The sequence below is a fragment of the Mucilaginibacter phenanthrenivorans genome (assembly GCF_024721155.1).
In the GTDB taxonomy this organism is placed as follows: Bacteria; Bacteroidota; Bacteroidia; order Sphingobacteriales; family Sphingobacteriaceae; genus Mucilaginibacter; species Mucilaginibacter phenanthrenivorans.
In genome coordinates this window covers 13,446-26,755 of sequence record NZ_JAHVAP010000022.1, presented here as the reverse complement: position 1 = coordinate 26,755, position 13,310 = coordinate 13,446, and the positions used below count along the sequence as shown (strand labels likewise).

Annotated in this window: 10 protein-coding genes and 1 tRNA gene; 1 reads left to right on the top strand and 10 read right to left on the bottom strand. The window is 42.4% G+C overall.

The genetic code is table 11. The annotated features are described in order from the left end of the window. Positions 1 to 18: 18 nt before the first annotated feature. The 10 genes from KXD93_RS29585 to KXD93_RS29540 all read right to left on the bottom strand — a co-directional run bounded on the left by KXD93_RS29585 (position 19) and on the right by KXD93_RS29540 (position 11,932). Positions 19 to 717 carry a peptidase associated/transthyretin-like domain-containing protein gene (locus KXD93_RS29585; RefSeq protein WP_258141171.1) on the bottom strand — a complete coding sequence of 233 codons (699 nt, stop codon included), beginning with the start codon at positions 715 to 717 and terminating at the stop codon, positions 19 to 21. A gap of 166 nt (positions 718 to 883) precedes the next feature. Further along, positions 884 to 2,935, bottom strand: coding sequence for a M1 family metallopeptidase (locus KXD93_RS29580; RefSeq protein ID WP_258141170.1), 2,052 nt, complete (start codon positions 2,933 to 2,935; stop codon positions 884 to 886). Between the two features lie 219 nt (positions 2,936 to 3,154). Continuing rightward, positions 3,155 to 3,505, bottom strand: coding sequence for a Spx/MgsR family RNA polymerase-binding regulatory protein (locus KXD93_RS29575; RefSeq protein ID WP_258141169.1), 351 nt, complete (start codon positions 3,503 to 3,505; stop codon positions 3,155 to 3,157). A 12-nt stretch (positions 3,506 to 3,517) separates the two neighbouring features. Next, a complete protein-coding gene (locus tag KXD93_RS29570; protein WP_258141168.1) occupies positions 3,518 to 5,950 on the bottom strand; it encodes an outer membrane beta-barrel family protein in 2,433 nt (810 codons plus the stop codon). Between the two features lie 148 nt (positions 5,951 to 6,098). Continuing rightward, positions 6,099 to 8,561: a TonB-dependent receptor domain-containing protein gene (locus KXD93_RS29565; RefSeq protein WP_258141167.1), complete on the bottom strand. Its 2,463-nt coding sequence runs from the start codon at positions 8,559 to 8,561 to the stop codon at positions 6,099 to 6,101. A gap of 154 nt (positions 8,562 to 8,715) precedes the next feature. Then, positions 8,716 to 9,138 (bottom strand): DoxX family protein, encoded by a 423-nt coding sequence (locus KXD93_RS29560; protein WP_258141166.1) that lies wholly within the window; start codon positions 9,136 to 9,138, stop codon positions 8,716 to 8,718. 164 nt (positions 9,139 to 9,302) lie between these two features. Continuing rightward, positions 9,303 to 9,863, bottom strand: a complete 561-nt coding sequence (gene pth, locus KXD93_RS29555) for an aminoacyl-tRNA hydrolase (RefSeq protein ID WP_258141191.1) — start codon at positions 9,861 to 9,863, stop codon at positions 9,303 to 9,305. A gap of 176 nt (positions 9,864 to 10,039) precedes the next feature. Then, a complete protein-coding gene (locus KXD93_RS29550) occupies positions 10,040 to 10,624 on the bottom strand; it encodes a 50S ribosomal protein L25/general stress protein Ctc (protein WP_258141165.1) in 585 nt (194 codons plus the stop codon). Between the two features lie 146 nt (positions 10,625 to 10,770). After that, positions 10,771 to 11,715, bottom strand: coding sequence for a ribose-phosphate pyrophosphokinase (locus tag KXD93_RS29545; protein WP_258141164.1), 945 nt, complete (start codon positions 11,713 to 11,715; stop codon positions 10,771 to 10,773). 146 nt (positions 11,716 to 11,861) lie between these two features. After that, a tRNA-Gln gene (locus KXD93_RS29540) sits at positions 11,862 to 11,932 on the bottom strand. Positions 11,933 to 12,107: 175 nt separating this feature from the next. Between KXD93_RS29540 and KXD93_RS29535 the strand changes: the two genes are divergently transcribed. After that, complete coding sequence (locus tag KXD93_RS29535; protein WP_258141163.1) at positions 12,108 to 13,277, top strand: helix-turn-helix domain-containing protein; 1,170 nt, start codon at positions 12,108 to 12,110, stop codon at positions 13,275 to 13,277. The last annotated feature ends 33 nt before the right edge of the window (positions 13,278 to 13,310 follow it).

The following is a 13,310-nucleotide window of genomic DNA, read 5'->3' as shown; positions in this document are numbered from 1 at the left end:
AGCTCCCGCCTCCTCGCTTTAATTCGTTACCGGACCGGTGGTAAGCGCTTGCACCTTGCGTTTTTCAGGTGGCAGCGCCTCAAATTTCTTGTAGCTATCGTTAATATAAACAGCCAATGAGCGGGCATCGTTACTTTTTATAAAAGCATAACTGGGCCTATACATCACCATAAAATCATCCAGATCGCTGCCTTTTAGTGGCACAATACTGCCCACATAGGTCCGCGTAAATGCAGCATCAACCTGGCGTTGTTCCTGTTCGGTTTTAAAATACTTTTTAAGCCTGCGGGCGTCCCTTGCGTCCTTACCAAACCATGTGGTAGGCGACAATACATACAGCTTGCTCTTTTCGTACACCTCAGGATATTCCGTGTGCGGATCAAAGGCAGCCCTGGTGGAGTTGATGGTAACTTCCCGTAAGGCAATTGTCTTAGTAGTAAGCACTATTTTTTTAGCAGTCATGTCCACCACAAATAATGTATCAGAAACATAACCCGGCGAATCGAAAATAATTAGATGACCTGTCGCTGTTTTAATACTGAAATTTCCGTCCTTATCCGTAAGCCCCAATTGCTTACTTGCGTTATCCCTGATAAAAACGTTCGACAGTTTATTGCCGCTCCCGCTTTCGGTAACGGTTCCCTTTAAAATGTCCTGTGCGCTTGCTGATCCGGCTATTAACCCTAACAGCACGATCAAAATATATCTAATTTTCATGGCAGATGAATTACTCTGTTAAGATAAACCTATTTGGTTGTATAAAAGTTTTTACTTAAACATTTTACAAACGCCTGTATAAGCACAAGCTCATGGTTTAATATCTGCAGAAAACAAGAAACCCGGCTTTCACCGGGCTTCCTTCTAATATCTAGTCTCTAATTAACTATTGTTTAGTCCACGTATTATTTGCCTCATTAAAATCAGGCAATACTTTATCCGGATCATAAGTTACCGACTGGATAGCTTCTGTCGATGGGTATTTAAACTTCCATGAGTTGTTACGTTCCCAGATTTCAACCGGTAATGTTACGCGATCTGTTTTACCGCTAACCGTTTTAATTTCCAGAATCACAGGCATGGCCATTTTCTCCAGGTTGTCAATAGTAATGAACGCGCCCTTCGACGGATCATTATCCACATAGTCAACGCTGCGAACAGCCACATCCAAACGCCAGTTATTAATAAACCAGCCTCTCCAAAACCATTGTAAATTTTCGCCGCCTGCATTTTCCATAGTGCGGAAGAAGTCATCAGGTGTAGGGTGTTTAAAGGCCCATTTAGCAATGTATGTTCTGAATGCAAAATCAAAACGATCATGTCCCAGTATTACCTCACGCAGCATCGTAAGGCCCGCGCCTGGTTTTGAATATAGCAGGGTACCTGTATTTCTTTCCTTAAGATTTGCCGGCTGACTCAGCATTGGTTCCAAGCCAGGGGCGGTGAAGGCTGCGCCTGCACGGTGCATATTGCCGCCTTTTCTGTAATACTCGCCGTTATTAAAATCAGCAGTCGACAGGGTATTGATAAAGGTATTAAAACCTTCATCCATCCAGCCGTACATACGCTCGTTCGAGCCTACGATCATTGGGAACCAGGTATGGCCAAACTCGTGATCATTTACACCCCACAGGCTTCCTTTTTTAGCACCCGCTCCGCAGAAAACAATACCAGGGTATTCCATGCCACCAACTATACCGGCAACGGCAGTAGCAGCGGGATAAGGAAACTCAAACCATTGTTTCGAATTGTATTCGATAGATTTTTTAACGTACTCGGTAGAGCGTGCCCAGGCATCAACGCCATCGCTTTCAACCGGGTAGGCTGAAATAGCAATAGATTTTTTGCCGCTTGGCAGGTCCATTTTAGCAGCATCAATGATAAATGCTGCTGACGATCCCCATGAGGCGTCGCGGGCATTTTTTATTTTAAAGTGCCAGGTTAGTGTTTTTTTACCGGCCGGACGTGATGCCGGATCGGTAACTTCACTTGCTGAACGGATAACTACAGTTTTTTCGCTGTTTGCAGCTTCAGCCCAGCGTTTTAGTTGTGTTGGGGTATAAACTTCCTGCGGGTTAAGCAACTCACCGGATGCCACAACGATATGGTTTGCAGGGGCAGTAATACTGAGGTCGAAATCACCATACTCGAGGTAAAATTCGCCGGGCCCGCTGTACGGAATTGTGTTCCATCCGTAAACATCGTCATACACACACATGCGTGGGTACCATTGTGCTATTTGAAAGATCTTTCCGTTCTTGCTGTCCTGGATGCCCATACGATCGGAACCGTACATTGGCGATATAAAAGAATATTCTATCTTCAGCTTCACCTGACCACCTGCAGCCATCACCTCTTTAGGCAAATAAACCTGCATCCGTGTATCCGATATCAAAAATTTCACATCGGTTTCGGCGCCTTTAAGGCCAAGCATCTTGATCGACTTTATTTTATAGCCCGCATCAAAATCTTGCCCACGGCCCCAGTTACGGCTTACCTGTTTAGGATTAGTGCCTACCCATGGCACAATCGCAGTTCCGCGTGAATCCAGTTTGAAGAGGTTTTGCTCCAAATTCATCCACAAATAGCCAAGCTTTTGCGGGCTGTTATTGGTATAGGTAAGAATTTCTGATCCGGTAATTTCGTTAGTTTGGTCATTCAGTGTGGCAGCCAATTGGTAATCGGCGCGGTTTTGCCAATATTTTGGCCCGGGCTCACCATCTGAAGCACGGTATTCAGAGCCATTTTTGCCATAAAAATACGGGCCAAATGCGTCGTGATAATCATAGTTGGATGCCGGCGGAGCGGCTGGTACAGGTGCAGCCGGCGGAGTTGTACTGGCCGGCGGCGTTTGCCCGGCTGGTGTTTGCTGCGCCTGGCTAACAGTGGTCACAGCCATACAAGCCAGTGCGAAACCGGCTAACAGGTTTAATTTCATCTTTGAGGTCAGTTTATTATTTACAGCAAGTATAGGATAAATTACGCAATGGGCAATTCGCGTAAAATAATTGTTACCTTTTTATGAATTGTGAATTAGCGAGTTAGTGAATTAGTGATTGATTTTTTAATTGGTGAATTGGCGAGTTAGTGATTGATTTCACTGGTTAAGTTCATATACCACTTCATCATTAAATCATTAAATCGCTAATTCACTAAATCACTCCTTCACTAATTCTTTTTCATACACCCCTTCATCAAAACCAAAAAATAAAAAATCGCCGTTTTCAATAACGGGGCGTTTTATCATACTGGTTTTTTGCTGTAGCAGGTGAAGGGCATCAGTTTTGGTTTTGATGCTTTCCTTTATTGCGGGGTCAAGCTGCTTCCAGGTAAGGCCCTGTTTGTTCATAAATTTCTCGTAGCCTGCCTTTGTATCCCATTCTTCCAGTTTTTCTTCGCTGATGCCAAGTTTCTTAAAATCATGAAATTCATAGGCTACATTATTAGCCTTTAACCAGTCGAGCGCTTTCTTTACTGTATTGCAGTTTGTTATTCCGTATACCTTCATGCATCAAAGATATTATTTTCCGCTGGCAGGTGCAGTGGTGCCTTTGGTATCATCGTTATTAATACCGCGCTGGTTCTTTTTAATCTCGGCCTTGAGCTTACCAAAGCGGTAATTGAAACCAACATTAAATGATCTGAACGGAAATTCAGAAACACTGGTTTGGTAAAAATCAGGATCGCGGGTATAGTTATTTGTTTTACGGTATTTGGTTAAAGGGTTATTTACGTTGAAAAATATCGATCCCTTTTTGTTCAAAATATCCCTGGAGGTACTAACTGATGTAAACACATACGAACTTGATTTACCCTGCAGCGAAACATAAGCGCTGGAGAAGCCTGCGTTTACACCGGCGCGCCATGTATCAGTTATCCGGTAGCCAGCATATCCAAACACATTTCCCTGCAAGCCGTTATTGCTGTAAAGCTGGTTATCAAAATAACCTTTAAGCCAAATCTGCGCAATACGGGTATTGATGTTCAGGTTAAGCTTTTTTGTAATGGGATAGTTCATGCTGATATTGAAACCCAGGTTGCGGTTGCTGCCTACGTTTTCATTCCTGGTATAGGTAACGGTATCTACCAACCTGCTTACACTTTGAATCGCATTATTTGAGAACGAATACGACATGCCAAAGTTAAATGAGCCCTTTGAAAATTTGCTGTAGTTTAGCTCAAAAGTATGGTTAAGCACGGGTTTCAAATCGGGGTTGCCCGTACTGATAAACTTTGGATTTGTTCTGTCGATAAAAGGATTCAATTCGTAAATATTGGGCCGCTGGATCCTGTTGGTAAAGCCGAACGTAAAGCTGGAATTATTCTTCAATTTACGCTGGATGGAAATAGAAGGGACAAAATTGCTGTAATTACGATCGACATCGCTTTGCTCAGAAATAAAATGTGCCGTTATGTCCGTCGCCTCTACCCTAAAGCCGGCCTTTACCCCCCAGTTATTTAAGTTATACTGGTAGGTATTATAAAGGCTATACACATCCTGGTTGTATTTAAAATTATTGGTGCTGGCTGGATCAACTACGTACGTTTGGGTTGAGTCGATAAAATTGCTGTTCCCGAAATTGCTGGAGCTATTTCTTAAAATCGCCTTAAAGCCGCCCTCTATTGTTATTTTCTTTAACGGATGAACGTAATCGGCCTGGATAGTTTGCTCCTGCGTACGTGCATCATTGCGTTGCAAATACCCCGGCTGCGCATAATCAAACCTATCGGTAATGGTATTGGTTGTAGTACTGCTATTAGGCTGATTAGAGTATTTATAGCTCAGTGTTAATAAGCGATCTTTATTGTGTTTAAAACCAAGCTGGTAGTTTATCCCGAAGTCTACACCTTTATAAATTGAAGCACTGGTATTGCTTAGCCTGTAGCTTTGGTTAAGCAGGTTGTTATGATTGAATTGCTGAGAAAACTGGTCGTTTTCACCATTATTATGACCGTTGTTATAGTCTATCCCGGCTGTAATCAGGTTCAGACTGTCAATTTCATAGCTTATTTCGGTACTGGTGTAAATATACCGGCCGCTGTTTACGTTTGTTGATGCCTGAGTTAAATAGGTTGCGCTATCTCCGTAAGTTTGACGGGTAGAGCGCGACGATCCGCGACGTTTTATCTGGTCGCCATAACCGGTATAATTCGAGATTCCCAGTTTTCCTTGTTTTACTGTTAATTGCAAGCCTGCACCCGGACCGAAAAGACTATTATAGCGCATGTTAATGCTGCCATTATAACCCTGGTCAATTTTTTTATTGGTGATGATGTTAATGATCCCCGCTAAACCTTCTGCATCATATTTTGCAGGTGGCGTAGTAATAACCTCAATCTTTTGGATGCTGCTAGCGGGCATCGATTTAAACACATCCGACGGGTTATGTGCCACCAATGATGATGGCTTGCCATTAATCAGGATCTTGTAATTGCCCTCACCTTTCAGTTGGATGTTATCGCTTGCGTCCACCGTTATTAAGGGAACTTTGCGCAGCATGTCTAAAACATTTTGTGTTTTGGTTTCGGGATCGGCCTGAACATCATAGCTGATGCGGTCGATCTCCTGTTTCACTAAAGGCCTTACTGCCGTAATAGAAATTTCCTTTAGTTGATTTTTTGCAGGCAATAAAATAATGTTACCCACATTTATCTCTTCATCGCGCCCGGTTACCTTTACCACCTTACTCCTGTACCCTACCGATGCAAGCGTTAACTGGTAGGCCTTGCCCTGTTCAGCCTTTAGCTCAAATGTGCCATCGTCTTTTGTTAAGCCACCACGTACTGATTTTTTAGTGGCGGCATCCTGTAAGGCAACGGTGACATAACCTAACGGTTTATTCGTAACAGAATCGATAGCCGTACCTTTAACAGTTAACGATTTCGGCGTAGTTTGGGCCAATGCTGCAATGGAGAGAAAGCAGCACAAGGCGATAAGTAAAAAATGTTTCATTCAGGGTGTTTGGGTATTTTGCGCGAAGATATTGCCTCTATACGCAGTAAAAAAATGATTTAGCAGAAATTAACTATCATTTTAGTTACGTAACACTAATATTACTTTATCGCATCAACCTTTGTCATAATAGTGTCTAATTCTACCATTATGAGCCATTACCGGAATTACTGCCGCCGCTGCTTTTTGTATCATCGTTATTAATGCCATGCCGATTTTTCTTAATCTCGCTGTTTAGTTTTCCGAAGCGATAGCTTAACCTTACAGCAAAGCTGCGGTACGGATTTTCGTTAAATGACGATTGTATAAATTGCGGTGTTGTTGTAGTTGAACTATTGTTATGGAACTCAGAATAAGGATTATTGGCCACCAATGATATGTTGGCCTTTTTCTTCAAAAACTCCTTGGTAAGCACATACGAGTTAAAAATAAAATTGCTCGATTTTCCCTGCAGGTTTACGTCGCCGCTAAAAAAACCGGCATCAAGTCCGAAGCGATAGCCGCCGTCGAATTTGTAGCCAATGCTGCCGAAAGCCTCTCCCCTAAAACCTGAGTTCTGGTAATCCTCACCATTGTAATTGCCTTTCAACCATATATAGGACACCTGTGTGTTTAAGTTGAGGTTTATTCTTTTGGTGATAGCAATATTGGTATTTAAATTCAGCCCGAGGCTGCGGTTATTTCCAAGGTTTTGATAGGTGGTCGTGGTTACAGTATCAAGCTTATGGTCTGCAGTGCTATCTGATCGCAAACTGGTTACGTTTTGAATGGAATTGTTTGAAAATGCATAGCTGAGCCCTACGTTAAATGAGTTTTTTGCAAAATTGCTATAAGTAAACTCAAATGTATTGTTCAGTTCCGGCCTTAAATTAGGGTTACCGGTGCTGATGAACAACGGGTTTGAATTATCGACAAACGGATTCAGCTGGGCAATGCCCGGGCGTTGAATGCGCTGTGTAAACCCGAAGTTAATACTGCTGGTTTTAAATGAGCGCTGGATGGATATCGATGGAATGAGGTTATTGTAACTCGGGCTAACCGTTACGTTGGCCGACGAAAAATCAGCATTGATACTGGTGTGCTCCAAACGCAAACCTACCTTGGCCGTGTAATCGCTAAACTTCACCTGGTATGAATTGTATACGCTGTAAATATTTTGGTGATAGTTAAAGTTGTTGGTATACTTTGGATTCAGGCTGTATTGACTGGTAGTTGAGTCGCGGTCCGATCGGTTAAAATTACTGAAGTTGTTCCGCAGAATTGCCTTACCTCCTACTTCTAAGGTAACAACCTTAAAGGGTTCTGCATAATCCACCTGGATGGTATGGTCCCGGTCGCCGGTATGGTTGTATTGCGTAAAATCAGGCTGAAGCGATTGAAGGAAGTTTACCCTTTCAGAAAATACGTTATCCAGGTCCTGGGTGTTGGGTGCGTAGCTGTACTTGTACGACAAGGTTAGCAACTGATCCTTGTTCCTTTTAAAACCCAACTGGTAATTAACAGCAGCATCAAATCCAAGTTGGTTCTCATCACCTGTAGTTGCCTGCTGATACTGCTGGTTAACTGAGCCATCCGCATATTGTGAGTTGGTAAACTGGCCATTGTTTTGGCTGTTGTACCCATGGAAGATCTCGAATGAACCGGTTATCAAATTCAAACTGTCTATCTCGTAGCTTATCTCGGTATTGCCGTACTGGTTGTTGCCAAAATTATGGTAGGTACCACGCTGGGTAGTAACGGCGCCTGTAGTAAAGATTTGTGTGTTACCAAAATCAGCATCGCGCCTGTTCCGACTGTTACCGCCGAAAAAGGTGGTGACTCCCAGTTTTCCCTGCTTTATACTGGCATTTATGTTTGCGCCCGGCCCCCAAATGGTATTGTAACGGCTATTGATGTTTGCTGTATACCCCTGGTCCGCATTTTTTTTGGTAATGATGTTGATAATGCCGGATAGTCCTTCAGCATCATATTTTGCCGGTGGAGTAGTAATTACCTCTATCTTCTCGATATTGGTTGCCGGCATCGCCCTCAAAACATCCGATGGACTTTTCGCCATCAGTGCCGACTCCTTGCCGTTAATCAGGATCTTATAGTTACCGCTGCCCTTCAGCTTAACATTGTCGTCGGCATCGACAGATAACAGCGGAACCTTCCGCATCATATCCAAAGCGGTTATGGCCTTGCTCTCAGGGTCGGCCTGCACATCGTAACTGATGCGGTCAACCTCCTGCTTCATTATTGGCCTCACGGCAGTTATGGAAACTTCCTTTAATTGATTGTTGGCGGGAGAAATAAACAGTTTGCCAATATTTACGTTGGCCCCGCCGGTTATTGTTACGGTTTTATTTTTATACCCAACCGAAGCCACAGTTAGTTGATATTCCTTAGCGGGCAGGTTACTAAACTCAAATGTACCGTCGTCCTTTGTTAAACCGCCCTTGACGGATTGCTTTGTTACCGCATCGAGTAATACAACGGTAACGTATCCAACAGGCTTATTGCTTACCGAATCAATGGTAACGCCTTTAACTGTTAGCATTTGAGGAGTAGTTTGGGCCATTACTGTGGCCGACAGGTACCAGCAAAATGCCAGCAGTAAAAGTTTTTTCATATATTACGTTAACGCAATAGACGCAGCAGGCTATGCATGTGTTACCAGGAAAAATAGATTTAACACTTTTTAACAAATCCGCCCAGGGCTGCAACTAATGTATTTGCCAAAGGTGGCGAAGTGAAGCTCTGTTCCGTCTTTTTATTGCTTGTTCTTAAATTTTATTTTTTTTGTCAAATAACAAATAATCCAAACTCCATTTACCGGCGCCGCATAAAAAGAAGGTCAAAAAAAGTAGCAATAATAAAAAAGGTAGCTGGCCGTCGCCCCAAACGTCGCCTTTTTCCATAAAAAATGTAATTACAGCCATATTAATAACAAGTGCAATTGCAACCAACCTGGTAAATAACCCTGCTATTAACATAACACCACCTATTAACTCAGTAGCCTTACCAAGGTGAGCCATAAAAAACGGGGCAGGTAAATGAATATCTGTAAGCCATGCAACATTTCCGTGCATTTTGTCATGGTTAAAGATTTCAAACCCATACCTGGTTATGATGATGCCGGTTATGATCCTGATAAGGATTAGCCAATTTTTAAAAATAGCGTTGGAAGACAGTAGTTGCTTAAGCATAAAATGGTTTTTAAAATGAATAACTTAGTCCGAAGCTAATACAGCCCATTTGCTAATGCACCAAAACAATTGTAAAAAATTGTAAACTGAATTGTAAATTTTTCAAGAAGGCTGGGAGGACGAGGGAGTTAATCTCAGGCCAGTTTGGGTATTCAACTGTCCACTCACTTATTATACCGGGTCATGGTAAGTTCGGTGCCAATTGTAACGAAGCTTTTTATTATTTCGATACAACGATCTATCAACGCAGGCAGTTCGGGAATTTCATCCTTGTCAAAACCGTCCAGCACATAATCAACCTGTCGGCCCTTGGGGAAATTGTCGCTTACGCCAAAGCGCAGGCGGGCGTACTCATTATTACCAAGAGTGGCCTCAATATGTTTCAGGCCATTATGCCCGGCAGCGCTGCCTTTGGGCTTTAAACGCAGTGTGCCAAAAGGCAGGGCAATATCATCAACAATCACCAGTACATTTTCAATAGGGATCTTCAGCTCCTTCATCCAGTGATTAAGGGCCTTACCGCTATTGTTCATAAATGTAGTTGGTTTTATCAAGTACAGGGTGCGGGCCTTGTGCGTAACTTCGGTATAGTAAGCTAGGCGCATGTTATAAAACTTCGCATTTTCCTGCTTTGCCAATTCATCCAATACCATAAAACCTATATTATGCCTGGTATCGGCATATTCAGGCCCTATATTTCCTAAACCTACTATTAGATATTTCATTTCAAGTCCATAGTCCATAGTCCATAGTCCATAGTCCATAGTCTTTGATCGAGACTGTGAATTATTGACTTGCACCAATTAAAAGCGAAGATATTATTTTTAAACAAAAACAGCGATAAGCCTAAACTCATCGCTGTTAATCTGTGTAATCAACCGATAATCGGTGAAATCACTTATTATTTTTTGCCTGAAGCAGCTTCCTGCTCAGCCTGGCGCAATGCACGTGAAGTAGTTACAGAAACTATGGTATCTTCTTTGGCATTCAAAATAGCAAGCTTTTCAAGTTTGATGTCGCTAACTTTTACTGATTTACCAACTTCCAAAGTTTCGATGCTCACTTCAATAGCGTCCAAATGATCCTTCGGCAATGCTTTGATGCGCAGTTTCCTTAATTTCTGAACAAGCTTACCACCAACTTTAACGCCTGGAGATGTTCCGGTTAATTTAACAGGGATCTCGATAGTGATCGGTTTTTTCTCGTCTAAAAGTAAAAAATCTACGTGAATGATCTGCTCAGTTAATGGATGGAACTGAAGATCTTTAATGATCGCCTGTGATTTTTTACCGGCAATGTCTAAGTCGATGAAATGAACAACCGGCGTATAAACTACGGCTTTCAAATCACTTGCGGACACTGAAAAGTGGGTTTGGGTTGGCCCACCGTAAAGTACTGCAGGCACCAGACTCTGGTAACGCAGTTCTTTAGCGTCTCTTTTCCCTACGTTCTCTCTTGGAGAACCGCTAATAGCAATTGATTTCATTTTTATTATTTATTTGTTTTTATGTTCATAGTTGATGGTTCATTGTTCATAGCAGAACACTTATCCATCTTCTATTTTATCTTCATGTTCCGATTAAAGACCAGGCTTCATTTACAATGAACCATGATCTATTAACCATGAACTTCTTAATCTACTTTAAACAACTGGCTTATCGAGCCATGTTCGTTTACATTCATTATAGCACTTGCAAACAAATTTGCAGTGGTTAATACCTTAATCTTGCTGCTTTGATGCTTAAGCGGAATAGTATCCGTTACTATCAATTCAGTTAATACCGAGTTTTCCAGCGTTTCGTAAGCTTTGCCTGATAACAACGGGTGGGTACAAACTGCGCGAACGCTGCGTGCACCACGCTCCATAATTAAGCCGGCCGCCTTTGCCAATGTGCCGGCGGTATCACAAATATCATCAATCAGCACAATATCCTGGTCGGTAACATCACCGATAAGCGTCATCGATTCAATTTCGTTGGCGCGTTTACGGCGTTTATCGCAGATCACCACTTCGGCATTAAAGAACTTTGCAAAAGTACGTGCCCTGTATGAACCGCCCATATCAGGCGACGCAATAGTTAAATTCTGTAATTTCAGGCTCTTAATATAAGGCACAAAAATTATAGAAGCATCCAGGTGATCAACCGGGATATCAAAAAAGCCCTGGATCTGCGCTGCGTGCAGGTCCATCGTCATGATGCGGTTAATGCCTGCGGCTACCAATAAATTGGCAACCAGCTTTGCACCAATGGCAACACGTGGCTTATCTTTCCTGTCCTGGCGCGCTAAACCAAAATAAGGAATAACAGCAGTAACATAGTGTGACGATGCACGGCGGGCCGCGTCAATCATCATCAAAAGTTCCATCAGGTTATCTGTGGGTGGGTTAGTGCTCTGGATCAAAAAAACATCGCAACCACGAACAGACTCATTAAAATGCGGCTGGAACTCCCCATCGCTGAAACGCGAAATATCAACTTCACCCAATTCACGGCCATACGATTCAGCGATGTCTGCTGCCAAAGCCTGTGTGGCTGAGCCTGCAAATAATTTTACCGGGTTAAACTGTAATGGCATGTTTTGATGTCGGATGTCGGATTTTCGATTTCGGATGTTTTGAAAAGCGAATTTCCTGATTACCAGCTATTATAAAAAGCAATTCGGATTTCGATTTCAATCAGAGTAAATCTGAAGTTGAACATCCGAAATCCGAATTATCACTGTTGCCCGACCAGGATTCGAACCTAGACAAACGGTACCAAAAACCGTCGTACTACCATTATACTATCAGGCAATCTCCTTAGGTTTGTTATCCATCCCAAAAAGGAATGCAAATATAGGAGGTTTTTTTTGAAGTCAAAACCCTTTTTTAAAAAAACATTGAACTACTTAAAATTGCCGCATTTTATGCTTTTAACCGTTAAACTATTTAGTTATAACACCGTCATACCGATCAGCAAGCCTTAAATATGACCGTTCACTTCAACCTGTTTAACATCATTGTTCTTCTGGGCGCATTGCAGGGCCTTATTTTGAGCGTAATGCTGCTGTTTCCATGGCAGGACAAACGGCAAAACAAGTATTTCCTGGCAGCTTTTATGCTGATGCTGGTTTATGATAGCTTTGGCACCTTCTGCTGGAGTTCGGGGTTTAACCTCGGCTGGCTGGCTTACTTTGATGCTATTTTTCCTTATGCTGTTGTTTTTACGGCAGGGCCAAGCCTTTATCTTTATATCCAAACCACTATCACGCCGGGTAAAATTCCCGGCAAAGTAATTTTCAGAGCATACCTGCCCGTTTTAATTGATGCTGCATTTCGAATTTGCCTGCTTACTTATGCCGTTCTTTATAAAAGGAGCTTCTCATTGAAGGTTACCCCGGGGCAAATCGATGCCATATATCAACCCATAGCTGAGGTTCTGATGGTGGTCGTCTTCTGGATCTATCTGCTTGCTGCTATTCGTCAATTTAAAAAACGGGAAACGGAAACACCGGGAATTACCGTATCAGCAATTACAGAACAAACCTTAATCAGCAAATGGACGAAAGTATTGCTTACTGCGATGACGTTGATTGCAACAGTATGGACGGCTACCATTTTTGGTTCGCTGTTATTTAACATCGAAGGCATTGCTTATTTTTCACCTATCGAGATCATACTGGTTATTTTTACTTATTGGATAGGGCTTAAGGGTTATCAGCATACCCGCGTGGTTTATATCAGTGATCAAAAGGCCAATAAAACTTATGCCGATACCTTACCTGCCGAAGAAATTCAGCATTATGTTATCCTGGTAAAAAAAGCGATGGAAATTGATAAGCTTTACCTTGATCCGGAACTTACCGTAAATAAACTGGCAACAAGGCTTGAAATCCCATCCCGCATTATCTCCGCCGTTTTAAACCGGGAATTAAAGAAAGGCTTCAGCGAATTTGTTAATGAATACCGGATAAATGAGGTAAAGCTAATGATGCTGCAGCCGGAGAATAGCCATATCACCATTGCCGGTATCGCATTCGAAGCAGGCTTTAATTCGGTTGCCACCTTTCAGCGTACGTTTAAAAACCTGGAACAAATTACCCCAAAACAATTCCTGTCTGCTTATAAAAACCGGGATAAAATAATGCTCAAAACATGATTTGAGTATTTTGCAATGCGATTAACAGGTATC

Coding starts and splice junctions, on each gene's coding strand:
- pth (WP_258141191.1), bottom strand. CDS start 9,863: ATGAAATATCTAATAGTAGGTTTAGGAAATATAGGGCCTGAATATGCC.
- KXD93_RS29545 (WP_258141164.1), bottom strand. CDS start 11,715: ATGCCATTACAGTTTAACCCGGTAAAATTATTTGCAGGCTCAGCCACA.
- KXD93_RS29565 (WP_258141167.1), bottom strand. CDS start 8,561: ATGAAAAAACTTTTACTGCTGGCATTTTGCTGGTACCTGTCGGCCACA.
- KXD93_RS29575 (WP_258141169.1), bottom strand. CDS start 3,505: ATGAAGGTATACGGAATAACAAACTGCAATACAGTAAAGAAAGCGCTC.
- KXD93_RS29570 (WP_258141168.1), bottom strand. CDS start 5,950: ATGAAACATTTTTTACTTATCGCCTTGTGCTGCTTTCTCTCCATTGCA.
- KXD93_RS29580 (WP_258141170.1), bottom strand. CDS start 2,935: ATGAAATTAAACCTGTTAGCCGGTTTCGCACTGGCTTGTATGGCTGTG.
- KXD93_RS29585 (WP_258141171.1), bottom strand. CDS start 717: ATGAAAATTAGATATATTTTGATCGTGCTGTTAGGGTTAATAGCCGGA.
- KXD93_RS29535 (WP_258141163.1), top strand. CDS start 12,108: ATGACCGTTCACTTCAACCTGTTTAACATCATTGTTCTTCTGGGCGCA.
- KXD93_RS29560 (WP_258141166.1), bottom strand. CDS start 9,138: ATGCTTAAGCAACTACTGTCTTCCAACGCTATTTTTAAAAATTGGCTA.
- KXD93_RS29550 (WP_258141165.1), bottom strand. CDS start 10,624: ATGAAATCAATTGCTATTAGCGGTTCTCCAAGAGAGAACGTAGGGAAA.